At 56.3% G+C, this 24,300-nt stretch carries 28 protein-coding genes; 8 read left to right on the top strand and 20 right to left on the bottom strand.

Annotated features, from left to right (window positions below; genetic code table 11):
- Positions 1-9 precede the first annotated feature (9 nt).
- Positions 10-459: a translation initiation factor 2 gene (locus P1U45_RS02470; protein ID WP_293607723.1), complete on the top strand. Its 450-nt coding sequence runs from the start codon at positions 10-12 to the stop codon at positions 457-459.
- Positions 460-513: 54 nt separating this feature from the next.
- Here P1U45_RS02470 and P1U45_RS02465 read toward each other — a convergent pair whose 3' ends face one another.
- The 10 genes from P1U45_RS02465 to P1U45_RS02420 all read right to left on the bottom strand — a co-directional run bounded on the left by P1U45_RS02465 (position 514) and on the right by P1U45_RS02420 (position 6,971).
- Positions 514-843 carry a CPCC family cysteine-rich protein gene (locus tag P1U45_RS02465; RefSeq protein WP_301057339.1) on the bottom strand — a complete coding sequence of 110 codons (330 nt, stop codon included), beginning with the start codon at positions 841-843 and terminating at the stop codon, positions 514-516.
- On the bottom strand, positions 843-1,307 hold the full coding sequence (locus tag P1U45_RS02460; protein WP_301057338.1) for a 23S rRNA (pseudouridine(1915)-N(3))-methyltransferase RlmH: 465 nt from the start codon (positions 1,305-1,307) through the stop codon (positions 843-845). The genes P1U45_RS02465 and P1U45_RS02460 overlap by 1 nt, the downstream gene beginning before the upstream one ends.
- Positions 1,308-1,320: 13 nt before the next feature.
- Entirely contained in the window at positions 1,321-1,713 is a 393-nt protein-coding gene (gene rsfS, locus P1U45_RS02455; RefSeq protein WP_027441371.1) for a ribosome silencing factor, read from the bottom strand.
- A 100-nt stretch (positions 1,714-1,813) separates the two neighbouring features.
- Positions 1,814-2,452, bottom strand: a complete 639-nt coding sequence (gene nadD, locus P1U45_RS02450; RefSeq protein ID WP_301057337.1) for a nicotinate (nicotinamide) nucleotide adenylyltransferase — start codon at positions 2,450-2,452, stop codon at positions 1,814-1,816.
- Positions 2,453-2,458: 6 nt separating this feature from the next.
- The gene (gene proB, locus P1U45_RS02445) at positions 2,459-3,601 is read right to left on the bottom strand and encodes a glutamate 5-kinase (protein ID WP_301057336.1); all 1,143 of its coding nucleotides are present in this window, start codon (positions 3,599-3,601) and stop codon (positions 2,459-2,461) included.
- Positions 3,602-3,604: 3 nt separating this feature from the next.
- Complete coding sequence (gene obgE, locus P1U45_RS02440; RefSeq protein ID WP_293607729.1) at positions 3,605-4,645, bottom strand: GTPase ObgE; 1,041 nt, start codon at positions 4,643-4,645, stop codon at positions 3,605-3,607.
- A gap of 12 nt (positions 4,646-4,657) precedes the next feature.
- Positions 4,658-5,179, bottom strand: coding sequence for a GNAT family N-acetyltransferase (locus P1U45_RS02435; RefSeq protein ID WP_301057335.1), 522 nt, complete (start codon positions 5,177-5,179; stop codon positions 4,658-4,660).
- A gap of 132 nt (positions 5,180-5,311) precedes the next feature.
- Positions 5,312-5,581 carry a 50S ribosomal protein L27 gene (rpmA, locus tag P1U45_RS02430; protein ID WP_022693348.1) on the bottom strand — a complete coding sequence of 90 codons (270 nt, stop codon included), beginning with the start codon at positions 5,579-5,581 and terminating at the stop codon, positions 5,312-5,314.
- Positions 5,582-5,625: 44 nt separating this feature from the next.
- Positions 5,626-6,270 (bottom strand): 50S ribosomal protein L21, encoded by a 645-nt coding sequence (locus P1U45_RS02425; protein WP_301057334.1) that lies wholly within the window; start codon positions 6,268-6,270, stop codon positions 5,626-5,628.
- A gap of 275 nt (positions 6,271-6,545) precedes the next feature.
- Positions 6,546-6,971 carry a hypothetical protein gene (locus P1U45_RS02420; protein ID WP_301057333.1) on the bottom strand — a complete coding sequence of 142 codons (426 nt, stop codon included), beginning with the start codon at positions 6,969-6,971 and terminating at the stop codon, positions 6,546-6,548.
- 165 nt (positions 6,972-7,136) lie between these two features.
- On the opposite strand from P1U45_RS02420, the gene P1U45_RS02415 reads away from it, so the two are divergent.
- Positions 7,137-8,318 carry a helix-turn-helix domain-containing protein gene (locus tag P1U45_RS02415; protein WP_301057332.1) on the top strand — a complete coding sequence of 394 codons (1,182 nt, stop codon included), beginning with the start codon at positions 7,137-7,139 and terminating at the stop codon, positions 8,316-8,318.
- On the opposite strand, the gene P1U45_RS02410 is transcribed toward P1U45_RS02415, so the two are convergent.
- Complete coding sequence (locus P1U45_RS02410) at positions 8,319-8,924, bottom strand: hypothetical protein (protein ID WP_301057331.1); 606 nt, start codon at positions 8,922-8,924, stop codon at positions 8,319-8,321.
- Between the two features lie 84 nt (positions 8,925-9,008).
- Positions 9,009-9,599, bottom strand: a complete 591-nt coding sequence (locus tag P1U45_RS02405; RefSeq protein WP_301057330.1) for a thymidine kinase — start codon at positions 9,597-9,599, stop codon at positions 9,009-9,011.
- A 111-nt stretch (positions 9,600-9,710) separates the two neighbouring features.
- Between P1U45_RS02405 and P1U45_RS02400 the strand changes: the two genes are divergently transcribed.
- Positions 9,711-10,247, top strand: a complete 537-nt coding sequence (locus P1U45_RS02400; protein WP_301057329.1) for a DUF1573 domain-containing protein — start codon at positions 9,711-9,713, stop codon at positions 10,245-10,247.
- Positions 10,248-10,287: 40 nt separating this feature from the next.
- On the opposite strand, the gene P1U45_RS02395 is transcribed toward P1U45_RS02400, so the two are convergent.
- Positions 10,288-12,282, bottom strand: coding sequence for a S9 family peptidase (locus tag P1U45_RS02395; RefSeq protein WP_301057328.1), 1,995 nt, complete (start codon positions 12,280-12,282; stop codon positions 10,288-10,290).
- Positions 12,283-12,423: 141 nt separating this feature from the next.
- Complete coding sequence (locus tag P1U45_RS02390; protein ID WP_301057327.1) at positions 12,424-13,254, bottom strand: enoyl-CoA hydratase; 831 nt, start codon at positions 13,252-13,254, stop codon at positions 12,424-12,426.
- A 90-nt stretch (positions 13,255-13,344) separates the two neighbouring features.
- Between P1U45_RS02390 and P1U45_RS02385 the strand changes: the two genes are divergently transcribed.
- Positions 13,345-14,091 carry an IclR family transcriptional regulator gene (locus P1U45_RS02385; protein ID WP_301057326.1) on the top strand — a complete coding sequence of 249 codons (747 nt, stop codon included), beginning with the start codon at positions 13,345-13,347 and terminating at the stop codon, positions 14,089-14,091.
- A gap of 54 nt (positions 14,092-14,145) precedes the next feature.
- Here P1U45_RS02385 and P1U45_RS02380 read toward each other — a convergent pair whose 3' ends face one another.
- On the bottom strand, positions 14,146-15,603 hold the full coding sequence (locus P1U45_RS02380) for an NAD-dependent succinate-semialdehyde dehydrogenase (RefSeq protein ID WP_301057325.1): 1,458 nt from the start codon (positions 15,601-15,603) through the stop codon (positions 14,146-14,148).
- Between the two features lie 86 nt (positions 15,604-15,689).
- On the bottom strand, positions 15,690-16,844 hold the full coding sequence (locus P1U45_RS02375; RefSeq protein WP_301057324.1) for an iron-containing alcohol dehydrogenase: 1,155 nt from the start codon (positions 16,842-16,844) through the stop codon (positions 15,690-15,692).
- 233 nt (positions 16,845-17,077) lie between these two features.
- Between P1U45_RS02375 and P1U45_RS02370 the strand changes: the two genes are divergently transcribed.
- Together P1U45_RS02370 and P1U45_RS02365 are read left to right on the top strand one after the other, a co-directional pair.
- Positions 17,078-17,752 carry a nitroreductase gene (locus tag P1U45_RS02370; protein WP_301057323.1) on the top strand — a complete coding sequence of 225 codons (675 nt, stop codon included), beginning with the start codon at positions 17,078-17,080 and terminating at the stop codon, positions 17,750-17,752.
- Between the two features lie 153 nt (positions 17,753-17,905).
- A complete protein-coding gene (locus tag P1U45_RS02365; protein WP_301057322.1) occupies positions 17,906-18,736 on the top strand; it encodes a flagellin in 831 nt (276 codons plus the stop codon).
- A gap of 64 nt (positions 18,737-18,800) precedes the next feature.
- On the opposite strand, the gene P1U45_RS02360 is transcribed toward P1U45_RS02365, so the two are convergent.
- Positions 18,801-19,403 carry a YceI family protein gene (locus P1U45_RS02360; RefSeq protein WP_301057321.1) on the bottom strand — a complete coding sequence of 201 codons (603 nt, stop codon included), beginning with the start codon at positions 19,401-19,403 and terminating at the stop codon, positions 18,801-18,803.
- A gap of 157 nt (positions 19,404-19,560) precedes the next feature.
- On the opposite strand from P1U45_RS02360, the gene P1U45_RS02355 reads away from it, so the two are divergent.
- Positions 19,561-20,244 carry a 2OG-Fe(II) oxygenase gene (locus P1U45_RS02355; protein WP_301057320.1) on the top strand — a complete coding sequence of 228 codons (684 nt, stop codon included), beginning with the start codon at positions 19,561-19,563 and terminating at the stop codon, positions 20,242-20,244.
- Positions 20,245-20,278: 34 nt separating this feature from the next.
- On the opposite strand, the gene P1U45_RS02350 is transcribed toward P1U45_RS02355, so the two are convergent.
- Together P1U45_RS02350 and P1U45_RS02345 are read right to left on the bottom strand one after the other, a co-directional pair.
- On the bottom strand, positions 20,279-20,704 hold the full coding sequence (locus P1U45_RS02350) for a hypothetical protein (protein ID WP_301057319.1): 426 nt from the start codon (positions 20,702-20,704) through the stop codon (positions 20,279-20,281).
- 113 nt (positions 20,705-20,817) lie between these two features.
- Positions 20,818-22,332, bottom strand: a complete 1,515-nt coding sequence (locus P1U45_RS02345; RefSeq protein WP_301057318.1) for a pectinesterase family protein — start codon at positions 22,330-22,332, stop codon at positions 20,818-20,820.
- 307 nt (positions 22,333-22,639) lie between these two features.
- Here P1U45_RS02345 and P1U45_RS02340 point away from each other — a divergent pair, with 307 nt between their 5' ends.
- Positions 22,640-23,854: a flavin-dependent oxidoreductase gene (locus P1U45_RS02340; RefSeq protein ID WP_301057317.1), complete on the top strand. Its 1,215-nt coding sequence runs from the start codon at positions 22,640-22,642 to the stop codon at positions 23,852-23,854.
- On the opposite strand, the gene P1U45_RS02335 is transcribed toward P1U45_RS02340, so the two are convergent.
- Positions 23,851-24,300: a YaiI/YqxD family protein gene (locus P1U45_RS02335; RefSeq protein WP_293607749.1), complete on the bottom strand. Its 450-nt coding sequence runs from the start codon at positions 24,298-24,300 to the stop codon at positions 23,851-23,853. The two genes, P1U45_RS02340 and P1U45_RS02335, sit on opposite strands and share 4 nt — an antisense overlap.

The raw sequence follows: 24,300 nt of genomic DNA, 5'->3' as shown, positions 1-24,300 counted from the left end.
GGTAGAATTTTGAAAAAGATAGCACTTGTACTCGCGGCGGCAAGCCTGAGTGTTGCTGGTTGTGCAACTATCACACGCGGTTCAACTGAGGCGTTCGTCATCGAAACAACGCCGGGCGGCGCGACTGCACGGACAAGCCTTGGCACAATGTGCGAGCCAACACCATGCGTAATTCCGAATGTCAGCCGCGAAGCTGACTTCACCGTTACAATCGAGCGTGAAGGTTATGAAACGGCTACGTTCAACATCACGCACGAAACTGCACGTGATGGCGCGATGGGTATGGCGGGCAACGTACTCGTAGGCGGCGTTATCGGCGCAGCGATTGACGCAAACAGCGGTGCAACACAAGAGCTGGTTCCAAACCCGCTGGTCGTAACGCTGCAGCCGCTGGACGGCACAACGCCTCCTGCTCCTGTCGAAGCTCCAGCTGAACCAGAAGGCGAAGCGGTCAGCTAAGCGCTGTCCATCGCAAATTTTAAGAGGCGCGCTGGCACGTACGGCGCGCCTTTTTTAATCGAACTCATTGGCAACTTCATGGGCGAGCAGCAGCCCGTCGAGCAAGAGCGGATCGCGCGGCTCAACACCGTTCAGAACGCTGAGCGCATAGGTTACAAGCTGGGCGCGTTCGGGTGAGGGATGGAGGGCGTCTACAGGCACTGCGCCGGCCGGATAGATGTTTCCATGATCACGAAAATTGATGCGGGCCTGACGCAGTTCCAGCGTCTCGCCTTCATCTTCTCCGTCTTCCCAGAGACAGATCGGGCATAGTTCATAAGCGCCGGACGCGTTTAGCGTATCAAAGCCGCAACACGGGCAGGGATGGCGTTTATGAGCGCGCATTATTCGCGGTGGTAAGGCGTTCCCGCCATCAGGCTGAGTGCGCGGTAGATCTGCTCGGCTGCCAGCACACGAACCAGCTTATGCGGCCATGTGAGTGAGCCGAGACGGATTTTGTTCTGATACTGGCGCTTCACATCTTTGGTGAAGCCGTCAGCGCCGCCAATCAGAAAGCACAAATCCGGACAGCCATTGTCTTTCAGCTTTTCCAGATGTGCGGAAAATTCAGTGGAGGTCCAATCCTTGCCGCGTTCGTCAAACAGGAAAACTTCCGCGCCAGCAGGGATTTTTGCGAGAAGTCTCTCGCATTCCTGGTCCTGCGTATGACCGGCTTCGACCTCAATTTCGGAGACATCACGAACGCCGAGCGATGGGCCGAGCTTTTTAGCGCGGACGATATAATCGTCCACAAGCTCGCGCTCGGGGCCGCGTTTCATGCGGCCCACCGTGATGAGGCTGATTTTCATTCGGGATCAGGGATCAGTGCTGTTCAGCGGTATGACGGCTGTCGCCAGCCCAGATACGCTCGAGCTGATAAAAGTCGCGCACTTCCGGACGGAAGAGATGCACCACCGCATCACCGGCATCAATCAATACCCAGTCTGCGCTGGCGAGACCTTCGACCTGCGCGCGGCCAAAACCGCCTGCTTTGAGTTTGCGAATGAGGTGGTCAGCCAGTGAGCTGACATGCCGTGCCGAACGACCGGAGGCGATGATCATTGTGTCTGCGATGGAAGATTTACCACCGAGATCAATCACTGTGATGTCTTCTGCCTTGTCGTCTTCGAGCGCCTCAATGATGAGGGTTTCAAGCGGCGGATATTCATCATGCGACCCTGCGCCTGACTCTGAGGCTGCGGGCTGTGTACTCACGTCCAAAAAACTGACCTTTCAAAACTGTTTCAGACAAGCTGTTTAATAACACAACTTGTCCATCCGAACAAAGCTTGAGGTGAAATAAGGTGTCCGGCCCTTATTCGCCTGAATTAGAGGAGGAGGCGCGCGCTGCAAACGGGTTACGTGCAAGGGCTGCGCGCCGGATATTCGTCGATGATGCTGTATGTAGGGGCGTTGGCAGATAGGACCAGACCGGCGGGTGATATTTGTCAAAGCTCCCTGCCTGTTCGGCTGGAAGCCGCCATTCAGCAAAACGCCGTGCGAATTTTGAAAGGCGTGCCAGACGTGCATCACCAGGCCGCGCGATCACAGCAATCGGCAGGAGCGAGGCGATCTCGTCCCAATGTCCCCATTTATGGAAATAGCGCAGATTATCCGCGCCCATCAGCCAGACAAATTCGCCGCCTTTGACGCGCGGCAGCAGCGCCTTGATCGTGTCAAAGCTATATCGCGTGCCAAGCTGGACTTCGAGGTCTGTAACCTTCATGCGAGGATGCGAGGCGATCCTTTTGGCGCTGGCAAAGCGCGCATTGAACGAACTGCCTTCCTGTTTCAGCGGATTTCCTGCGGCCGGTATCCACCAGACATAATCAAGTGAGAGCGCTTTAAGCGCCTGCATGGCGACATGCTGATGGCCTGAATGCGCCGGATTAAAGGTTCCGCCGAATAGGCCAATGCGAAGGCCTTTATAGGGTCCGGGCAAGCGAAGGGTCATGACGCGTCAGTCTTCCCCTTCGACAAGGATCATATTGTCCCTGTGAATGACGGCAGAGCGGGCCGGGTAGCCAAGACGGGCCGTGACATCGGCTGTCTGTAAGCCTTTGATCTGTTCGATCTCTGCGGCCTGATAGGAGGCGATACCTTTGGCGATGGTTTTGCCTTTGGCGTTATTGATCGCAATGGCGGCGCCACGCGGGAATTGTCCGTTCACGGATTTTATGCCCACAGCTAGAAGACTTGCCCCACTTGTCAGAGCTTTCTCAGCGCCCGCATCTACGGTGACCGCGCCTTCAGGCGTTAAGTGACCAGCAAGCCAGCTCATACGGGCTGCCTGTGGTGTCAGGTCTGATACGATCCATGTGGAACGCCCGCCATCGCGCAGACGGCGCAGCGGGTGCTCTGGCTTGCCAATGGTGATGACTGTAGAACAGCCCGCGGACCATGCAATCTCTGCGGCATCAAGTTTGGTTGCCATGCCGCCCGTGCCAACGCCCGCGCTCGCATTGGCGTCACCGGCATAAGAACGCAGCTCTGGCGTGACGCCATTGGCTGTCGGGATGTGCTTGGCGTCCGGGATCTTTCGCGGATCGTCCGTGTAGAGACCATCAATGTCTGACAGGAGCACCAGAACGTCTGCGCCGACCATTTGCGCCACACGCGCAGCGAGGCGGTCATTGTCACCATACCGGATTTCAGATGTGGCGACCGTGTCGTTCTCGTTGATGACGGGAACAGCGCCGTTATCCAGAAGCGTGAAGAGCGTCGCGCGCGCGTTCAGCCAGCGACGACGGATCTCGGTGTCGTCCAGCGTCAGAAGGGCTTGTGCGAGCGGAATGTTCTGAAGATCGAATGCCGCCTGAAGCGATGCCATCAGGCGAGGCTGGCCAATAGCAGCAGCGGCCTGCTTTAATTCAAGCTGGCCCTGCTTTCCGGATTTTTCAGCGTCGCTCAGAAATGGGCGGCCGAGTGCCGCTGCGCCTGAAGACACCAGAACGACCTGTTTGCCTGCCGCGCGCAGTTCAGCAATGTCTGCTGCCAGCGTCGCAAGCCAGTACTGGTTTGGCTTACGTGTTTTTGCATCAACGATCAGCGCCGAGCCGACCTTGATGACAATACGTTCTGCCGTGTCGATCGACGTGTTCATATGTTAAGGCGTCCAGCCTTCCTCGCTGATGTCATCATCCAGCATGGAAAGGTCTTCCTCATACACATAGGCCGCAAGCTGGCGCAGCACTGGCGTGATATTCTGCTTGGCGACCGAGGAAATGATCTCAACCTTCTTATCCGTCACCCGGGCAAGCTGCTGGCGGGCTTCTTCAAGCTGCTCCGGCAGAAGCGAATCGGCTTTGGTGAGCGCGATGATTTCCGGCTTATCAGCAAGGTGGTCGGCATACGCCTCCAGTTCGCCGCGGATTTTCAGATAGGCTTCTTCCGGATTATCCTGCGTCGCATCGATCAGGTGAAGCAAGACTTTGCAGCGCTCCACATGGGCCAGGAAGCGGTGACCAAGGCCTGCGCCCTCCGAAGCGCCTTCAATCAGACCCGGAATGTCTGCGATCACGAACCGTGTAGACGGTCCAAGATCGACCACACCAAGGTTTGGCACCAATGTTGTGAACGGATAATCGGCGATCTTCGGCTTGGCAGCAGATACGACGCTGAGGAAGGTAGACTTACCAGCGTTCGGCAGGCCGAGCAGACCGACATCAGCAATTAGCTTCAGGCGCAGCCAGATCCAGCGCTCTTCACCTGGAAGACCCGGGTTATAGCGGCGTGGTGCCTGATTGGTTGCCGTCTTGAAGCGGGCATTACCCCAGCCGCCTGAGCCGCCAGAAGCGAGAAGAACGCGCTTACCAACCTCATCAAGGTCGGCAATGACCGTTTCTTTGTCGTCTTCGAGAATTTCAGTGCCAACCGGCACTTTCAGAACAGCGTCTTCAGCGCGTGCGCCAGTACGGTTCTTACCCATGCCGTGGCCGCCGCGATCAGCCCGGAAATGCTGCTTGTAACGGTAGTCGATCAGCGTATTGAGGCCTTCTACAGCTTCAATCCAGACGTCGCCGCCATCACCGCCATCGCCGCCATCAGGGCCGCCATATTCGACATAGGCTTCGCGTCTGAAAGAGACGCAGCCGTCGCCGCCATGGCCGGAGCGGATATAGATTTTACACTGATCGAGAAATTTCATGAGACTGACTTGCTAGATAAGACGCGACATATACAGGTGATCGGCCTTCTCGTCACGTGCCGTAGAATAGACCGGCGCGCGCCAGCACGGCATGAAGCCGAGCTTTTTTAAGACGTTGCCTGAGGCTGGGTTGTCGGTGAAATGCCCCGACACATAATATTTCGGCGTGACGAACCCGTCTGCCCAATCAAGAATTGCCTGACCGGCTTCCGTTGCGATGCCTTGGCCCCAGAAATCCGGGTGGATGGCATAGCCGAGGTTGAACGGTTCCTGCGTTGTGGTCCGGTCGAGGCTGACGACGCCCGTGCGTGTGCCGTCTTCAAGCTCGATCATGCGAACAATACTGGTCTGTGCCTCATCGCCTTCGGCTGCAGCCTGAATTCGGCCGCGCACAAAGTCTTCATCCACTCTGGCTGGAATGCTGGCGGTCATGCGGCTTACATCCGCAATGCTCCAGAAGCCCAGAAGCCAGGCCGTATCAACGGCGGCGAGAGGACGGAGTGTGAGGCGTTTGGTCTTCAGTATTTTCTGCATGGTGGTTTCACCTGTCGAAGCGTTTCTGAGGTCCAGAAACGAAACAAGGGAGGCCGGCGGCCTCCCTGGTCTTATCACCATGCTCTGTCTGAGCTAAGGGGCCACCACTCTGGCAGCCCTGCGCGGCTGCCGTTATTCGGCTGCGTCCGCGACTGGAAGCACAGAGACGTACTGACGGTTGTCACGCTTTTTGCGGAACTGAACCTGGCCTTCAACTTTAGCGAAGAGCGTGTGGTCTTTGCCCATACCAACGTTGTCGCCCGGATACCACTTAGTACCGCGCTGACGGATGAGGATGTTACCAGGAATGACGTGCTCGCCGCCATATTTCTTCACGCCAAGGCGTTTGGACTCTGAATCGCGACCGTTACGGGACGAACCACCTGATTTTTTGTGAGCCATTAGGCCACTCCTTCAATTCTGCGAGATAAATGCCGGTTTAAGGCTTATTTCGCAAGTTCTTTTGCCTGTTCGATCCAGCCGTCGCGCTCGACGCGGCCTGAAGCGTTCAGTTTTTCTTCAAGTTCAGTGATGCCTTCTGGTGTCAGGGCAGCGATCTGAGCGAAAGAGGTGATACCTGCTTCGTTCAGTTTCTTCGCGTATGCCGGGCCAACACCTTTGAGCTGTGTCAGGTCATCGCTACCAGCTGCAGCAGCTTTAGCAGGCGCAGCTTTCTTAGGCGCTTCAGCTTTAGCTTCAGCCTTTGGAGCTTCTTCAGCTTTAGGCTCAGCTTTTTTCGCAGGCTTAGCAGCGGCTTTTTTCACTTTGCCGTCGAAACCTTCAGCAACGATCTCTTTGATTTTGATCGTTGTCAGGTTCTGGCGGTGACCCTTCTTACGTTTGTAAGTAGAGCGCTGACGCTTCTTAAAGATGATGACCTTGTCACCTTTGCCTTGAGAAACGACTTCACCAACAACAGCAGCGCCTTCAACAACCGGCGCGCCAACTGTGACGTCGTCGCCTTCGCCGAGCATCAGCACTTCGTTGAATGCGTGCTCATCACCTTCGTTGGCGTCGATTTTCTCGACGGTGATTTCGTCATTGGCGGCCACTTTGTATTGTTTGCCGCCAGTCTTGATGACTGCGTACATCGCGCAGATCCTCTCAAAAAACTGGGTTTCACTGGTAATTAGCCAGCCGGAAAGCGCGGCAGATGACATATGCTGGCATAAGAGTCAATTACGTATTGATGCTAGCGCAGTATTTTTACGTCCGTGTACGGAGGGGTTGACCTGAAGTCAATCCCGGCGCGTCCGGAGTGTTTTTGCCACACACCCTATTTTAGCACATTGGGGCGGGCAGGCAATCAATACCTGCCCTGATCTTTTGGCGATGAATATATAAAAGAAAACAGAAGGCTAGTGGATTATATCCAGGACAGCTTGGCCATGATCGTGTCCAGAATTTCTTGCAGCGGCAGGCTGAACAGGCCGGCTTCTTCCATTTCTGCGTCGCTCAGCCAGTCTTCATACATATCTTCCCAGTCATCGGGCAGCTCGGAGATGAAGCCGGTCAGCTGAAGACCGGAATGGCGCATGGCTTCGGGCGTGGATGGCAGGTGGGGAATCCCTTCCAGCTCGGATCCGCCTTCCGTCGTCAGCGGGCCGCGTACGGAGACGTGAACCGCGACACCCATGGTCGGATGGCGTTCTGTCTTAACAACGAGAATCTGGAGGCCATCATATCGGCCACCTTGTACCGTCCAGACCTGTCCAGACTGGAATTCCAGCTGTTCCAGATCGGAAACTGTATCAATTCGGGTCGCAAATAGCTCTGAGAGACGTGCATTCATCGGAAAAAGTCCTTCTTTCCCCTGACACGTGCAATCTGCGTTCCGAACAGAGCCGAATACGCTAGTGACGAGAAACAGGCTGGACAGAGCGTGCATATCTTTCGAATTAGGATAGTGCGCTATACAAGAAGCCCTTGAGGGAAAGCGCGTCGGGAGGATGTGAAAGTGTCAGCGGAGCTCGAAGCCGAAATTGATCGCGTGCGTGCGTCCGGCGTCATCGGACGCCGTGGCCGTCTCGTCGATCTGTTCGAGTATCTGGCAAAGCGTACACTTGAAGCGAGGCCACCCAAGGAAGCTGAAATTGCCGCCGACGTATTCGGGCGTAGTGTTCAACTTGATGCTGAAGACGCCAGCATTCGCGTCTACATTCACCGCCTGCGCAAAAAGCTGGAAGAGTTTTATCTGCGTGAGGGGAATGCTGGTCATGGTCAGCTGATTCTCCCTCGCGGCGATTATGCCTTTGTATTAGAGCAGGCCGTGCCGGTTGCTGAGGCAGACACGATGCCCGCACAAGCTGCTCCCTCTCGTTGGTTATGGGGCGTGCTGGCTGCGTGCCTTGTCGTGATTCTGGTTCAGGGTGTGTTCCTGCTGCGAGGCGATCGAGGTGAGACACGGCTGGAAGCCTCTCCAGTCTTCTCGCCGCTGGCTGATCGCTCAAGGCCACTGCTGATCGCGCTCGGGGACTATTATATTTTCGGCGAGTATCAGGATGGCCTGTTTCTCGACCGCTTGATTCGGGACTTCGAGATTAATTCCTCGCGTGACCTGACAGACCTTCTATTGAGTGAGCCCGAGCTGATGGGGACCTATGTGGATGTCTCGCTCGGCTATCTGCCTACGTCTAGCGCGCAGGCGCTGAACGCGTTGTCTCCACTCTTTGCCAGTCGGTCGCCGCGCATCGTCATGGCGTCGGAGTTGACGGAAGAGCAAATCGCCGAGGCAGACATTGTCTATCTAGGTCTTACCAGCGGCCTCGGCCCGCTGCAGGCGGCGGCCATGCAGTCTTCGCGCTTCCAGCTTGGCCGGACATTCGACCAAATCCTCGATACAGAAGACGAGACTGATTTTATCAGTGACGCCTTCCGGAACGCTGCTGAAGATCTGGCCTATCGTGATTTTGCGCTCTTCTCCGTTCAGGCGGGAGACGGCGGTAACCTGATCTGGATTATGGCAGGAACCCGTGATGCAGGGCTGATCGGGCTGACAGACTTTCTGAGCGATGAAGCGCGCGTCAATTCTGCGCTCGATCAGAGCATTCGCAGCGCCGGATATGAGGCTGTGTTTGCGGTCAGCGGTGAGGCCGACCGGCCGCTATCAACACGCCTCATCCGCGAAGAGATCGACTGATTACTCAGCTCCACAATGGATGAATGGTCGCAACGGGCGGCCATCCAGGTCTGTGCCTGCTTTCATATTGTCCTCGCCCCTCAGAACAATGTCGCGCGTACGGCCATAATCTTCAAAGTCGAGCGACAGAACATGGACGTCGCCGGTTTCGATATGCCATCCAAATTGAAGGCTGGCGACGCCGCCTGTCGTATAGCCGAGACCGCCGCCTGATAGACCGACGCCCCGCGCTGATGCATGGCTCAGGCTATCAAAGAAGTTATGGATCATATCAATTTGCGGCTCATCAAGATCGAAGCCATAACCACCGAAGCTCTCGAGAAAATAATCTTCCTCTCTCCCATTGAGGTTGAATGCCATCCAGCCTTCAAAGGTTGAAAATACACCTGGAATGGTTGCGTCTTCGCGGCGCTCAGGATGCAGATATATCCAGTTTGTGCCTTCGGGGCGCCCGCAATCGGCGGCACCTGCGTCATCCGCCTCAACATAATAGCCGGGCGCGAAATGGTCCCAGACATTATAGTCGTCATCAGCACTTGCTGACGTGGAAAATCCCATGGCCAGTGTTGCAGCCAGCCAAGCGATGCGTGAAAGGTTCATTCCCATTTGGCGTTCTCCCGCAGTATTCCTCTGCCGGCAGAATACACATGAATGCCGGGTTTGACCTATCCCCCGAACTGGTGAGGTTTTTTATCCGGTTACGCCCCGCACTTTTTCATTCCAGTGCTGGCGGCAGAGCGAAACATAAATGCCTTTTGCAACGCTCACCTGATCGCCTTCACGAATAGCATTGCCGTTCTCGTCCAGACGCGCCGTCATCGTGGCTTTACGCCCGCAATGACAGATGGTGCGCGCTTCACGCAGATCGTCCGCAATGGCGAGCAGGGCCGCTGCGCCTTCGAACAGCTCGCCCTGAAAATCGGTGCGCAGGCCATAGCACAGAACTGGCAGGCGCATCTCGTCGCCTACGCGCGCCAGCTGCCAGACCTGATCTTCATTCAGGAACTGCGCTTCATCCACAAAGATGGCATGCAGCGGGGCATCTTCGGCCCGCTTGGAGATGGCGCGGTAGAGGTCTGTCTCGCTTCGGAACAGGTGGGCCTCAGCTTCCAGTCCGATGCGGGATTCGATCTTGCCGGTTTCAGCGTTTTCGGAACCGTGATGACCGGATGTCCAGAGCATGACCGACATGCCGCGTTCGCCGTAGTTATAGGCGGCCTGAAGCAGGATTGCCGACTTGCCGGCATTCATCGCCGAGTAGGTGAAATAGAGCTTGGACATGAGCCTTTGCTAGCCGATTCTGTAACTGCAATCATCTCTTTCAAAACTGGTAACGGAATTGCACTCTCTGCAGAAAGTGTTTCAGCCTGAAGCGAATAGCGGAGAATTTAGATGAGTTTTGCGACCTTACGCCTGTCCTGCCTTGCGTTTGCGACTCTGGCCATTGCCCCTGTGTCAGTTGCAAGCGATGAGGATGCTGCGCCTGAGGAGCAGATCGAAACGGTAGATCCGGCTGAAGCGATGGTCGAAGCCGAAGAAATGGTTGAAGCCTATGCGATCCGCGCCCCAGACGATAAAGGCGTGATCGGCTTTGATGCGGCAAGCGTCAATTTTGGGGATGTCGAGCAAGGTAGCGTTCTGGAACACACCTACCTCTTCCTCAATAACGGCTTTGGCCCGCTCAGCGTTCAGCGCGGTTATTCGCAGACTTCAGGCGTCTCCGTTCGCATTTCTCCTGAACCGGTGCCGGGTAACGAGCTGGGTGAGATCAAAATCTCAATCAATACCGATGGCATGGAAGGCGAGCAGTATATCCGCATCCATGTTGTCACCGATGCGTTTAACGGCCCTGATTCCACGCTTTATGCGCGCGCCGTCGTATGGCCGGTCGGTGAGATGCCGGTAGAAGAAGAAAACGCCGAGAGCTAGGCTCCCGGCGTTTCACTGTTTTCAGATGTCTGGCTGGCGATTACTCGCCAATATCCATGTCCAGAACGTCGGCAAGGAATTCTGCCTGCGCGCGGGCATAGAAGAGCTGGTTGGACAGCTTCCGCCAGCCATGTCCCTCATCGAGGAAGCGGATATAGTCAGCACGCACACCGTTTTCGCGGATAGTGCGGACCATTACCTCAGTCTCATAGATATCGATACGCGGGTCGCGTGCGCCGTGTGAGTAGAGCATTGGCACATCGATCTGGTCTGCCTGACGGATCGGAGAGTTCTCGGTGTAGTACTCGCGCCAGTAATCCTCAGTGATGTCACCATACTCGATACGGTCAGACGCTTTGAGGCCCGGGGACGCAACTTCAAGCGCTGTGACCCAGTCGGCAACGCCGAAGAGGGAAACACCTGCTGCGAAATTGCCCGGGAAGTTGGCAACCGCTGCGTTCACCGCATAGCCACCATAAGACCCGCCAACAACTGCGGCGCGGTCTGCATCAACGCGGCCATCTTCACGAAGCCAGTCCAGCATATCGACAAGGTCTGCGATGGACTCAAGACGGTTCTCACGGTCGTCCAGCGTCACGTATGTGTGGCCAAAACCAGTTGAGCCGCGGACATTCGGTTCAAAAACAGCGAAGCCCTGATCGACCAGATATTGCGTGTTCGCATCAAAGGTCGGGCGGGACTGGCTTGTCGGGCCGCCATGTACGAAAAAGACGACCGGCGGAAGACCTTCGCCCGTGTAGGAGGCGTCGTCTGGCAGGTAGAGCAAGCCTTGCAGTTCAACACCGTCACGCGCTGTGATGCGAACATCTTCAGGGCGCACGAGGCGTTCAGGATCGAGACCAGCCATAGGCGCGATGAACGTGTCATGCACGTCGCCTGTGTCGAGGTCCCAAGTCACAAAGCTGCCCGGTGTGCGCCAGCCGTTTACGCCGATCACAATGCGCGGGTCTTCTTCGTTACAGGAGAGGCCGTACGCGCCTTCCGGAAGTTCCGGCACGTCCAGCATTGTGTCTTCAACGCGGTCTTCAACATGGATGACGGAATAGCCGCCGACATTGCGGGTCCATGCAAGATAGCGATCGTCCGCACCACAAAGGCGCAGGCTGCCCATATCGGCCTGATCGTCAGATGCGATCATGGAGGTGAAGCCGGACTCGACGTCATAATACTGGATCGCCTGATATTCGCGTTCCATATTGCTGACGAAGTAGAAGCCTGAGGAATCGTCTTTCCAGGTGATGCCGCCCTGAGACGCACGGCGTTCCGGCTCCGAAATTGTCGTGACGTCGCCGGTCTCGATGTCGAGCATATAGAGATTGTTGGAATCCTCGCCGACAGTGGTCGAGAAGTTCACATACTTTCCGTCCGGAGAGACTGCGCCGACATACACGCCGAACTCGCCTTCATAGATCATTTCAGGCTCGCCATTCGGGATGGCTGCCTTGTAAATGTCGAAGTGAAGATTGGTGCGCGCTGTAGACGTATAGATGATGCCATCGCCTTCCGTCAGGAAGTCACCAAATGTGCGGAATGCGCCCGGCTGTGCAGGGAAGATAATTTCCTCGCTCGTGCCGTCTGCAGAGATCAGGAAGTAGGCTTCCTGCTCGTCACCGTCATTGTCTGCGCCATAGATCAGGTGCTCGCCATCCGGTGCCCAGCGGTAGAAGGAAATGCCGTTGCCATATGTCAGGCGTGTTGGCTGGCCGCCTGTCGCAGGGATCGTCCAGAGCTGGCGCTCGCCTGTGATCGACCATGAGAAGGCAATCGTTTCGCCATCAGGAGACAGCGAGCCGCCGCCAACGCCGCCATTGGCGGCAAGAATGTAGCGGCCGATGTCAGCCGGATCTTCGCCTGCAAGACCAACGCGCACAGGCTCGTCGGTCGGGGAAATCGCTTCGAGCGTTTCGTCATAGCCAGACTGGCCGCCCGCGACGGACGAAGTCTGTGCCATGGATGGCAGCGCAAACGCGCTCGCCATGACGCCGGATAAAATCAGTTGTTTGAAGAGGGCCATAAAACAGTCACCAGAAACTTGTGAGTGGGGAGGTTAACCTTATCTCACCGTCTCTGCGTAGCAAGTCTTTCCCGCTTCTCGATAAATCGGGGCAAGAGATTGCATCGGTTCTGACCAGTCTGACTGCCGAGTGAGCGCCCTCTATTTGCCGGTGAAGTTCGCTTTTCTTTTCTCAAGGAACGCGCGGTGACCTTCCTTCACGTCGTCACTGCTCCACGCCGCATCAATTGCGGCCTGAACTTTGGCCGTGTTGCGAAGCTCTGGGTCTTTTACCGCCTCATCGACGGCGAGTTTGGCTGCCCGAATACTGAGCGGCGCATTGGCGGCGATCATGCCTGCAAGTTCATAGAGGCGCGGCTCCAGTGCTTCAGCGTCCATGGCTTCGTCGATGAGGCCCATGGCAACGGCGCGCTCGGCTTTGTAGAATTCAGCCGTGTACATGAGCTGCTTGGTCCGCGCTGGTCCGATGAGCGACATGAGGCGCTGAATGCCATCAAACTGATAGCCGACGCCGAGCTTGGCGGCCGGTATGCCGAAAATAGATGTATCGGTGGCGATACGGATATCGCAGCTGATCGCTGTCGCAAGTCCGCCGCCAATGCACGGGCCGCGAACCATGGCGATGGTTGGCAGGATGCAGTCCGCGAACGCGCCAAAGGCTGCACCCGCGGCTTCGTCATAGGCTTTATTGGCCTCCAGTGAGGCGCGCTGCTTTTCAAATTCGGAAATGTCTGCACCGGAAATGAAGGCTTTGCCGCCTGCGCCCGTTACGACAATCAGGCGTGTGTCGGGCAGGGCGCAGAGCGTGTCTAGCAGGGGAGGCACTGTTTCCCACATGGCGCGGGACATAGCATTGCGGCGGGCAGGATTGTTGATCACGATCCAGCCAATCGGGCCTGCAGAAATGCCGATGACTTTTTCAGTTGAGCCCTCGACCTCTTTGCCCTCCGGCATTTCCCAATTGACGCTCACGCAAACTCCCCCGACACTTTGACCAGATAACAAGCCGACTTGATGGTCGCCATGGGCGGTCCTGTCAATTCAATGAGGTCGTTCAGGGGTATGGATTCAACGCTCGAAAAAGGATTGAGGGTGCTGGACTATCTGGCGCAGGCATCCGGCCCGGTCCGCTTATCGACGCTTGCGCAGGACCTTGGGCTGCAGAAGAGCAATGCGCATCGCACGCTAGCCACCCTTGTGGCGTCAAACTATGCGGTGCAGGACGCCGAAACAGGCATGTATCAGCCGAGCCTGAAACTGTTCGAACTGGGCGCCAAAGTGCTGGCTGGTCATCCTGTGCGCAAAGCGGCTACGCCATATTGCCAGAAGCTTCAAAGCGAGCTCGGCGAGACGGTGAACCTGTACGTTCTGGACGGTGACAGCGTGCTGGTGGTGGAGAAGCTCATTTCGCCGCGCCCGATACGCTTTTCCAGCCGTCCGGGGTCGCGCCTGCCGGTTCCTGCCTCCGCCGCCGGGCGGGTCATGCTCGCCTTTCATGAGGACCCTGAAGGGCTATATGACCGGTCTCTTGGCGTGGTGCCGCTTCGCTCGGATACAAAGATTGTCCGGGATGATGTCTTGTCCGGCCTGCCATCGGTCCGCCTTGCAGGCTATTTCGAGGCCGATCCCGACTGGAAGCAGGGAATATTCTCGATTGCCGTTCCGATCCTCGACGAAGATCGACGCGTGCTGGGCGCAATCGGCATTTCCGGCCCTGTCGAGCGATACTCCCCCGAAAAACGCCGCCAGATTATCGAAGCGCTCATGTCGGTGACGGCGATGATCTCAGAGACCGGTGCGTTGGGATAAGCAAAAAAGCCCGCCAGTGTCCTGACGGGCTTTTCTTTTCGTGTCGATGCGAGATCAGATGCCGCCAAATGTCAGCGATTTGATTTCCAGATAATCATCGAGGCCGTGGTGTGAGCCTTCACGGCCCTGACCGGATTCCTTCACGCCGCCGAACGGAGCCATCTCGTTTGAGATGATGCCCTCATTAATGCCGACCATGCCGTATTCCAGCGCCTCAGCCACACGCCAGCAGCGGGCAACGTCCTTTGAGTAGAAATAGGATGCGAGGCCGAACTCTGTGTCATTCGCCATGGCGATGGCTTCTTCATCGGTCTTGAAGGTGAAGACCGGCGCAACCGGGCCGAAAATCTCTTCAGAGAAGACACGCATCTCGCGGGTTGCTTCTGTCAGGACCAGCGGACGCGAATAGCATTCGCCGTTTGGTGTGGACGGGCCTTCATGGACTTTTGCGCCTTTTTCGACCGCATCAGCCACAAACTCTTCAACCGTCTTGCGGGCTTTGACAGAGACGAGCGGGCCAAGATCGACACCGTCATCCAAACCATTGCCAACTTTAAGCGCGTTGGTGGCTGCAAGGAGCTTCTCAACGAAAGCATCCTTCACATCCTCATGAACGAGGATGCGGTTCGTGCAGACGCAGGTCTGGCCGGCATTGCGGAATTTGGAGGCCATGACGCCTTTAATCGCAAGGTCGAGGTCTGCGTCGTCAAAGATGATGAAAGGTGCGTTGCCACCAAGCTCCATGGAGAGGCGCTTCAGCGTGCCGGAGCATTGCTCGGTCAGCATTTTGCCGACTTCGGTAGAGCCGGTGAAGGACAACTTTTTGACGCTCGGGTTAGAGGTCAGCTCACCGCCAATTGCGCGTGTATTGCCGCAGACAATGTTCACGACGCCAGGCGGGATACCTGCGCGGTCGCAAAGCTCGGCAATCGCCAAAGCTGAGAGCGGCGTTTCAGATGCCGGTTTGCAGACGACTGTGCAGCCTGCGGCAAGCGCGGGCGCGATTTTGCGGGTCAGCATAGCGTTCGGGAAGTTCCACGGCGTGATGAGCGCTGCAACGCCCACCGGCTGACGGATCACAACAACGCGTTTGTCCGGAGACGGCTGTGTCATCACCTCGCCATAGACGCGCTTTGCTTCCTCAGCGAACCATTCGACATAGTTCGCGCCATAGGCAATCTCGCCCTTAGCTTCGGCAAGTGGCTTGCCCTGTTCCAGAGTGAGGATACGGCCGAGATCATCCTGATTGGCCATCATCACATTGAAGAGGTCGCGCAGATGTTTTGCGCGCTCTTTAGGTGTTTTGGCAGCCCATGCCGGTTGCGCGGCTTCGGCCGCTTCAATGGCAGCTTTGGTTTCCGCTTCGCCGCAATAGGCGACTTCGGCAATCAGTTCGCCATTCGCAGGGTTATCGACATTGAAAGTCGAGCCGTCTGCCGCGTCAGTCCATTTGCCGTTGATATAGGCTTTCGTGCACAGAAGTGCCGGGTCGGAAAGCTTGTGGTCCGTCATCCCTGAAATTCTCCCTGAGTCCCGTTTTCGGAATAGTGTGAGGTTACTCAATGGACGCTGTGCAGCGCCCATTGTTCCCGTGTTTTTTAGTAAGCCGCTTCGTAGATGTCGCGCGCATCACTTTGTGTCACTTCGCGCGGATTGTTCTTCAGAAGACGGGTCTGGCCCATGGCTTCTTCTGCGAGCAGATCGAGATCGTTTGCCAGAACGCCGGCATCACGCATACGCGGTGGCAGGCCGACATCAAGGCTCAGCTGTTCAAGCTGGTCTGCAAACCAGAGGGCGGTCTTTTCGTCAGAGCCTGTCGGGACATTGTCAAAGCAGATCGGCGCGAGTTCAGCGTAGAGGCTTGCAGCATTCGGTGCGTTGAAGCGCAGAACGTGCGGCAGAAGCAGAGCGTTCGATGTGCCGTGCGCGATGTGATAGCGCGCGCCCAGCGGATAGGCGAGGGCGTGAACCGCCGCAACAGGTGCGTTGGCAAAGGCTTGTCCGGCAAGGCAGGCCCCGAATAGCATGTTCTGGCGTGCAGCAAGGTTTGAACCGTCTGCGATGACTGGCTTTAGGTTCTTCGACAGAAGCTCAAGCGCCTTCTGGGCGAGCATGTCCGAATACGGGTTTTTAAGGTGAATAGAGGTATAAGCCTCAATCGCGTGGACCATTGCATCCACGCCGGTTGCTGCGGTTACGATTGGAGGCAGGCCGAGCGTGAGTTCCGCGTCGAGCAGGGCAACATCCGGATAGAGCTGATTGGCAACAACGCCCGCTTTGGTGTTCGGGCCGGTGGTCACGATGGCAACGGCAGTCACCTCAGAGCCAGTGCCTGCTGTCGTCGGGATCAGGATGAGCGGTGCGCGCTCGCCCTTCGCCATGCCAACGCCGTAAATGTCTTCAAGCTTCTCACCGGAACGCAGCAGCAGAGCTGCAATTTTTGCGGCGTCCATGGATGATCCGCCACCAAAGCCGATAATGCCGTCTGCGTTATGCGTCTTAGCCGCTTCGAGGGTTGCCATAATGGTCTCAACCGGCGGGTCGGCCACAATGTCGGTGTAGAGCGCGTAAGACGTGCCGGAGGCATCAAGTGACGCCGTCAGCTTCTCCAGAAGGCCGGCCTTCACAATACCCGGATCCGTCACCACCAGCGGGCGTTCAAAGCCGAGGCGCGTGCAAATCTCGCCAAGGCGATTGATCGAGCCCGGCTCGTTAATGATGGAACGGGTGGTGTTGAATTCAAAAGACGTCATTTGGGCGTTTCCGGGTCCTTGCTCACTGACATGAGCTGAGTTTTGTGCCGGTTGGTCCGGCGTCCATTTGGCTTTGGTGTATCTGACTACACTTTACTTGAAAAGATCAGTTCGAAACTTAGGAGCGTTTTGACACGATCTGAAATCAATTGCGACCTGACGCTAGGGGAAGGATTGGAAATTTGTGTCACCCGTGCTCAGACTTCGCTCAAACAAAGTCACGGGGAAGAAACATGGAATATGATGAGGTCATCAACGGTCGACGCAGCATTCGCGGATATCTTGATAAGCCCGTTCCGAAAGAGGTGATCAAAGAGGTTCTGGAACTCGCCATTCGCGCGCCATCCTCAATGAACACCCAGCCATGGCATTTTTATGTGATTGGCGGCGACGTTCTGAACCGCATCCGTACAGGCAATGTCGAGCGCAATATGGCGGGTGTGCCGGACAGCCGCGAATTCCGTGGCGGCGACAAATATCAGGGTGTGCATCGTGACCGCCAGGTCGAGATCGCTGTGCAGCTGTTCGAAGCCATGGGTATTGAGCGCCATGACAAGGAAAAGCGCATGGACTGGATTCTGCGCGGCTTCCGCCAGTTTGATGCGCCGGTCTCCGTTATCATCACCTTCGATAAAGAGGTTGAGGGCAACGACATCACCACGTTTGACTGCGGCGCGGTCTGTAATGGCATTGTGAATGCGGCATGGTCTCGCGGGCTTGGCTGCGTGATCAACTCGCAGGGTATTATGCAAAGCCCTGTCGTGCGCGAAGAAGCTGGTATTCCGGATGATCAGGTCATCATGATGGCGATTGCTATGGGCTGGCCGGATGAAACCTTCCCTGCGAATGCGGTTGTTTCGCGCCGTAAATCTGTCGATGACGCTGCGGTGTTTGTCGGGTTTGATTAACCCTAACATTTACCTTTTGAACTGTTCTGATTTTGGCAGAAGGATTCAAACCGACATTCAATAATGAAGGTTAGTCTACGCTGTAAAAGCGTCAGAAGAGCCATCAAAAAAACGGCCGGCGCGGAAAAAAGACCAGGAAGGTAACGTGCCGATATGCCGATCAGCGTGAATACCAATTCGAGCTCTATGACGACCGTTCGCAGCCTGAACAAATCCGACAGGGATTTGCAGACTGTTGAAAGCCGAATGAATACCGGGCGCAAGGTGAATGGCGCTAAGGATAATGGTGCCATTTACGCGATGGCGCAAACGCTGCGGGCCGATATTTCCGGCCTCGGCGTCGTGCGGGACTCTCTCGACCTCTCGGTTGCGGTTGGTGATGTTGCGCTTACGGCGACGGAGTCGCTGACTGACCTCATCATGGAAATGAAGGAAAAGGCGCTGGCAGCGGCTGATCCGGGCCTTGATGATCGAAGCCGGGGTATCCTCAATGAGGATTTCATCAAGCTTCGTGACCAGATCGATACCATCATCAATAATGCCGGCTTTAACGACTTCAATCTGATCGATGGAAGCACGTCGAACATGCGCCCGATCACGGACGTAAAGGGCGGCAAGGAAATCTCGGTTCCGGGCTATGATCTGAAGCCTGGCGGCGCCGATACCGATATGATTCCGAGCATGGTGATTGACCCGCTGCAGGACGCAAAGGATTCCCTGTCGCGCATCGAGTCGACGCTCGAAAAGCATCATGAAGTCATGAATATTCTGGGAGGCCGCATCCGTACGATTGATACGATGCGGACGCTCGTCATGAAGACGGCGGATGTTCTGAGCAATAATCTTGGAAAACTGGTCGATGCCGATCTCGGCAGAGAGGCGGCAAAACTTCAGGCCGAGCAGACCAAACGCGATTTGCGTGTCCAGTCCCTCAATATCGCCAACCAGCTTCCTACCTACGCGACACAGCTTTTCGACGAATAGCCGAAGGGCTGACGGGTAGAGGAGAGCGGTCCGGGCGGGACTGGTCCCCGCCCGGACTGATATCTTATTCCGCTGGAACGATGAGTTCGAGCTGGATGTTCAGTTCAACTTCGTCAGAAACGTATGGCGTGTAAGCGCCTACGCCAAAGTCTGAGCGAAGGATTTCGCCGCTTGCCGAAACGCCAAGTGCTGGCACGCCCATCATCGGGTGGTCGCCCTGGAAGTTCAGCGTGACGTCAAACGTGACCGGCTGAGTAACGCCGTGAATAGTCAGGTCGCCAGTCATGGTGCCTTTTGTGTCGTCTTCTTCGCTAACGCTCAGTTCAGTCGCAACAAAGTGTGCCGTCGCGAATTCTTCGAAGTTGAAGAAGTCGCTGCTGGAGAGGTGGGTGTAAAACTCTTCGCCGCCCGTGTTTGTGTCGAGCGCGAGCATATCGATTGTGACGTCGATTACGGATGCTTCCGGATCTTCCAGATCAATGTCGAATGTGCCGCTGATCGCTGGGAATTCGAGGCCCTGATGGGAGAGGCCAAGGTGGGTATATGTCGCGCGGACATATGAGTGTGTAGGCTCTGCCTGATATGAAACGACCTCAGCCTGAGCTGGAAGAAGGAATGCCGCACCTGCAACTGCAGACGCGAGAAGTGTACGCGTAAATTTAGTCATGATCTGTCCTTTCCGTCCTGTGACGCAAACACAAAGATAGAGTGGTTATTGCAGGCTTTAAGTCCGCACTTTCGGGTAACTATGGGGATTTTTTCTTGCGAGGTGCACGGAGTGAGTGTATCGGCGCTCACCTTTTGTTTGTTTGGGCCTTACGCGTTTGAACACAGCCGAATTACTGGTCCCGCCTCAGGGGTGGAACTGGATCAACCAGCTCGCGGACACTGGATGGGTCGTCACCCGTACCGTCGTGCCGCCTGAGTTATCACGTGCCTTGCGTGTTGAAGCTGAAACGCTCCATAGCGAAGCCATGCTTGAACGAGCCGGCATCGGGCGTGCGGGTGACCACACCATCAAATCTGACATTCGCCGCGATAAAACGCGCTGGCTTAGCCGCGATGAAGAGGTTCAGGCGCGCTATCTCGACGTGATGGAGATGGTCCGTCTTGCGGTGAACGAGGCGCTCTATCTCGGCCTGTTTTCATACGAAGCCCATTTTGCCGTTTATGAGCCGGGCGCGTTTTACAAGCGCCATATGGATTCGTTCAAAGGTGCGCGTAACCGTGTGCTCTCAACCGTGTTCTATCTGAATGAGGACTGGGACGAGACAGATGGCGGCGCCTTGGCAATCTTTGATCGTGAAGAGGCAGAGGAGGCCGTCGAGCTGGTTCTGCCAGAGCTCGGCACGCTGGTTATCTTTCTGAGCGAAGACATCCCGCATGAAGTCCTACCCGCTATGCGTGACCGCTACTCCATTGCAGGCTGGTTCCGCGTGAATGACCGCGGCATCGCGCCGAGCCTTCAGGCCGTGCAGGCGACGACGCCGGTCAATCCGGATATCTGATATAAGAAAGGCCGGTCAGTCCGGTCTTTGTCGCTTACTGGTTCAGCGCTTCGCCAAACAGCATTTCTTCAGGATCACCAAAACAGACGCCAGCTGTCAGCACGACGTCGGACGGGTAGCCGGTGGAGGTGAAGATCATTTGTGCGCGGCCCCAATAGGCAGAGGTTTCACCCGTTTCAGGGTCCTGAACGGAGATGCCGCACGGTTCGGTGCCGAATGAAGAGGAGCTGATCCAGACGCCATCATGCATGCTCCGGTTGTCATAATTTCCTGCAAGCCCCGGGAAGATCATGCGGATCATCGTGTTGCCAACCGGCGCGCCGATAATGGCTTCACCTGTTTCCAGCTCGGATAGAAAAACGATATTGCCTTCATCAGATGACCAGACTTCATCTGCGTGAGCCGCGCCTGCAAGGCCAAGCACTGATGCTGCGATTAGTGCAGTTTTGATAGCCTTCATTTCAAACTTCCTTCCCGATTTTCTGTTGGCCGGTGGTGGCTTGCGTCCGGCAGTTCGCGAGCGTTCCATGCCGACCGGCTTGCGCGCAAGCCCTTCAGGTTAAAATGCGCTGTCTATTTCACTTCGGGGGTCCAGCCATTGAGAATGAAGGTCGGGTCGGAATAGTTATCGATCAGCTCTGCGTCTGTTTCTGCATCAAGCACACGAACGAGGGGATGGCGCTCTGACATGTCGACTGGATTGCCCGCCATACCCATGGTGTTGAATTCCCAGAGGTGGATGTTTTCCCAGCTGAACTCAGCGTGCTCTTCTTCAACCGGCCCCCAGCCTTCCGGTGGAATACCATCCGTGCGCGTGTTGATCAGAACCATTTCGGCAAACGGGAAATTAGACCTCTCATGACGCGGCCCCTCTCGCGGACCATTAAAGGGCAGGCGGGCCAGCACACCGCGCGTCTTCTGTCCCTCAGGGTTATCCTCGGTGACAGACCAGGGCAGAGGCTGGTCCAGATAAATCATCTCTGAATCGACGAAAATGTTGCCATGTTGGCCTTCAGGGGTGCGGGTCCATGTGAACGGGCCAACCGATTTGATTGTGCAGCGCAGGCAGAACAGCGTCGCATATCCGAGGATGGTGTCGCCGTCCCCGATCAGCTCTGAATCCTGCATATAGATGGAGCCATATGTGGTGAGCGCATCGCCAGAGCCATTGAGTTGCATGTTATCAATGATGACGCGGTCGCCGCGGACCAGCAGCGCTTCTGCCTGCCCAATGAAATCATTCTGTATGGTGAAGTCCGAAAGCTGTATGTCGCTCACTTCATGGAGTTGAAAGGCGGGGCGGCGGGATGGATTCCCGCGCGGCGGGTTAAAGGCGGAATTGTTCGGATAGCGCACGACAACGCCGTCACGGCTCTCGCCGCGCAGAATAATGTCTGACTTACCGTTCAGGAAAACCAGCTCGTCATAGCGTCCATTGCGGATGAATATTTCAAAGGGCTCAGTGCTTGTCGCGGGCGCAAAGTCGAGAGCGCCCTGAACCGTCACAAAGTCGCCTGACCCGTCACTGGCGACAGTCACGCGACCTGTATCGGCGTCGGGTGGCGCTTCGCGTGTTGTGAAGCTCCATTCAAAATCTGTGTCGCTGAGACCGAAAACGTCTCCATCCACATGCACGTTATAGGTCTCGCCATAGTCCAACGCGCCGTTGTGCAGCGTGATGATGGCGGTGGTCTCGAGAGCTAGGACCGGGTGGTAGTGGAAGTCCACGCCCTGAAGCGTGTTCACCTGATAGTCCGACATGACCGACTCGCGGCCGAGGCGAACCCTGTCCTCCTGAGTTGCGCCCGACATACGCCCGTCCGGGAATGGGCCGAAAGGTATAGAAACGTCGATCCGGTCTACGACCTCGCCGGTTTCTGCATCGGTGATTTCTATCACACCTTCAGAATGGATGGTGAGCGGATCGGGAAATGTGATGCGAAGCGGCGTATCCGGGCTGATACCGGTGTCATCATCGGCCGGAAAGAAAACCGCACCTGGCGAGGCAGCGGCCTCCGGCGCTGGTGTGTTCTGCGAACAGGCAATCAGCGCCAGTGATCCTGACGCGATAAGGGCCGCTGTTTTCATGATTTTCATCCTCATATCCTCACCCTGCTTTTTTCTGCAGACTGACAGATGAGGAAGCCTGCACGCAAGCTCGAATTTAACGCGTTTAGTCTCTTCGAGAGAAGTTGCGGGTTTGGAATAATATTCTGAAATGGCGTACCAATTTGTAAGTTATAGCATCTTCATTGCGCCAAATGGCGTGTGGCGGAAACGAAACGTTGCGCCGGTTTTGTGTCGCGCAGGAGTACAAAGTTGGTGTTGGACGGTTGCGTGTCGTCCCTGTGCAGAGCCATAACCGGAGTTAAGAGACCCCGTTGGAGCGATAACTGTGAAGATAAATATCATTGGTGCAGGCATGGGCGGACTGTCAGCGGCGTTGGCGCTTCATGACGCTGGCCATGATATGACGGTCTATGAGGGAACAGAGAAAATCCAGCCTTTAGGCGTAGGCATTAATCTGCTGCCACATGCTTCTGTCATTCTGCAGTCGCTTGGCGTTGTGGACGAGCTGCTTGAGGCAGGCGTCGCGACGCGCGAGCTCTCATATTACAACAAATACGGGCAGCATATCTGGACAGAACCACGCGGAAAGTTTGGTGGGTTTTCGACGCCGCAAATCTCGCTCGGTCGCGGCGATCTGCAGATGACACTGCTCAAGCACGCTCGTGAACGTCTGGGAGAGGATAAGATCCTTGCCGGTCACCGCCTTAAATCATTCCGTAATGAGGGCGATGAGGCCGTGGCCGTCATGCAGCGTCCGAATGGCGAAACCGTCGAAGCGCGTTCTGAAATCCTGATCTGCGCTGATGGCATCCACTCTGCCGCGCGTGAGCAGATGTACCCGGATCAGGGACTGCCACGCTATGCAGGACGTGTGCTCTGGCGTGGTGTGACATGGGCCAAGCCTTATCTGACCGGCGCAAGCATGATCATGGCGGGGCATCAGTCAGAGAAGTTTGTCTGCTACCCGATCTCACCGGTTCGCGAAGATGGCAAACAGCTGATCAACTGGATTGCAGAGCTTAATGTGCCGGAGCTTCTCGACCGTGAAGACTGGAACCGGGAAGGCCGCCTTGATGACTTCTATCCTGTGTTCAAACAGTGGGATTTTGATTGGCTGGATGTGGCCGGTCTGATTGAAGGTGCCGAAGGTGTTTACGAATTTCCTCTGGTCGACCGCGATCCAGTCGAAACCTGGGTGGATGGTCATGTCATGCTTCTGGGCGATGCAGCGCACCCGATGTACCCGATCGGCTCTAACGGTGCGACGCAGGCTATCATCGATGCGCTCTGCATTACGCGGTCGATTTCCGAAGGCGGCAGCGTGGCAGACATTCTTGCGCGCTATGAAGGCGAACGCCTTCCTGCAACGGCAGCCATTGTTCGTGCGAACCGTCAGAACGGTCCTGAACAGTGTATGCAGCTCGCGCATGAACGCGCACCGGATGGCTTTAAAGCACTCGAAGACATCTTCGCGCCGGGTGAGCTGAAGGAAATGGCTGATCGCTACAAACAGCTTACCGGGCTTAAGAAGTCTGCTTAAGCGCCGCGTTTCAGCTTCACGCATACTTCGTGGAGCGCTTGCAGGAATTGTGACCGGTCGCGCTGGCTGAAAGGCGGCGCGCCGCCAAACTGCTCGCCGGTCGAACGCAGCTGTTCCATCAGGGCGCGGGTCGCCATGGCTGCGGCGATATTTGACTTGGTGTAGGCTTTGCCGGTGGGCTGCAGGACGCGGGCATCATTCATCAGGCAGCGTTCGGCGAGCGGAATGTCATTCGTGATGACGATGTCTGACGCCGTCGCGCGCTCGGCAATCCAGTTATCCGCTTCGTCAGGGCCAGCATCAACGACTTGCTGCGTTATATAGGGCAGGGACGGGACGCGCAGAAAGCTGTTCGACACGACGAACACATGCGCGCGATGACGCTCGGCAACCTTGTAGACCTCGTCCTTCACCGGACAGGCATCTGCATCGATATAAATCTTCAT

The organism is Ponticaulis sp. (assembly GCF_029210165.1).
In the GTDB taxonomy this organism is placed as follows: Bacteria; Pseudomonadota; Alphaproteobacteria; order Caulobacterales; family Hyphomonadaceae; genus Ponticaulis.
The sequence above is the reverse complement of the archived record's forward strand: the minus strand, read 5'-3'. Positions and strand labels throughout refer to the sequence as shown.

Bases quoted from the DNA above. Each gene is read 5' to 3' on its own strand.
- P1U45_RS02465 (WP_301057339.1), bottom strand. From the start codon at position 843: ATGCGCGCTCATAAACGCCATCCCTGCCCGTGTTGCGGCTTTGATACG.
- P1U45_RS02460 (WP_301057338.1), bottom strand. From the start codon at position 1,307: ATGAAAATCAGCCTCATCACGGTGGGCCGCATGAAACGCGGCCCCGAG.
- nadD (WP_301057337.1), bottom strand. From the start codon at position 2,452: ATGACCCTTCGCTTGCCCGGACCCTATAAAGGCCTTCGCATTGGCCTA.
- proB (WP_301057336.1), bottom strand. From the start codon at position 3,601: ATGAACACGTCGATCGACACGGCAGAACGTATTGTCATCAAGGTCGGC.
- obgE (WP_293607729.1), bottom strand. From the start codon at position 4,645: ATGAAATTTCTCGATCAGTGTAAAATCTATATCCGCTCCGGCCATGGC.
- P1U45_RS02435 (WP_301057335.1), bottom strand. From the start codon at position 5,179: ATGCAGAAAATACTGAAGACCAAACGCCTCACACTCCGTCCTCTCGCC.
- rpmA (WP_022693348.1), bottom strand. From the start codon at position 5,581: ATGGCTCACAAAAAATCAGGTGGTTCGTCCCGTAACGGTCGCGATTCA.
- P1U45_RS02425 (WP_301057334.1), bottom strand. From the start codon at position 6,270: ATGTACGCAGTCATCAAGACTGGCGGCAAACAATACAAAGTGGCCGCC.
- P1U45_RS02420 (WP_301057333.1), bottom strand. From the start codon at position 6,971: ATGAATGCACGTCTCTCAGAGCTATTTGCGACCCGAATTGATACAGTT.
- P1U45_RS02410 (WP_301057331.1), bottom strand. From the start codon at position 8,924: ATGGGAATGAACCTTTCACGCATCGCTTGGCTGGCTGCAACACTGGCC.
- P1U45_RS02405 (WP_301057330.1), bottom strand. From the start codon at position 9,599: ATGTCCAAGCTCTATTTCACCTACTCGGCGATGAATGCCGGCAAGTCG.
- P1U45_RS02400 (WP_301057329.1), top strand. From the start codon at position 9,711: ATGAGTTTTGCGACCTTACGCCTGTCCTGCCTTGCGTTTGCGACTCTG.
- P1U45_RS02395 (WP_301057328.1), bottom strand. From the start codon at position 12,282: ATGGCCCTCTTCAAACAACTGATTTTATCCGGCGTCATGGCGAGCGCG.
- P1U45_RS02385 (WP_301057326.1), top strand. From the start codon at position 13,345: ATGGATTCAACGCTCGAAAAAGGATTGAGGGTGCTGGACTATCTGGCG.
- P1U45_RS02380 (WP_301057325.1), bottom strand. From the start codon at position 15,603: ATGACGGACCACAAGCTTTCCGACCCGGCACTTCTGTGCACGAAAGCC.
- P1U45_RS02375 (WP_301057324.1), bottom strand. From the start codon at position 16,844: ATGACGTCTTTTGAATTCAACACCACCCGTTCCATCATTAACGAGCCG.
- P1U45_RS02370 (WP_301057323.1), top strand. From the start codon at position 17,078: ATGGAATATGATGAGGTCATCAACGGTCGACGCAGCATTCGCGGATAT.
- P1U45_RS02365 (WP_301057322.1), top strand. From the start codon at position 17,906: ATGCCGATCAGCGTGAATACCAATTCGAGCTCTATGACGACCGTTCGC.
- P1U45_RS02360 (WP_301057321.1), bottom strand. From the start codon at position 19,403: ATGACTAAATTTACGCGTACACTTCTCGCGTCTGCAGTTGCAGGTGCG.
- P1U45_RS02350 (WP_301057319.1), bottom strand. From the start codon at position 20,704: ATGAAGGCTATCAAAACTGCACTAATCGCAGCATCAGTGCTTGGCCTT.
- P1U45_RS02345 (WP_301057318.1), bottom strand. From the start codon at position 22,332: ATGAAAACAGCGGCCCTTATCGCGTCAGGATCACTGGCGCTGATTGCC.
- P1U45_RS02335 (WP_293607749.1), bottom strand. From the start codon at position 24,300: ATGAAGATTTATATCGATGCAGATGCCTGTCCGGTGAAGGACGAGGTC.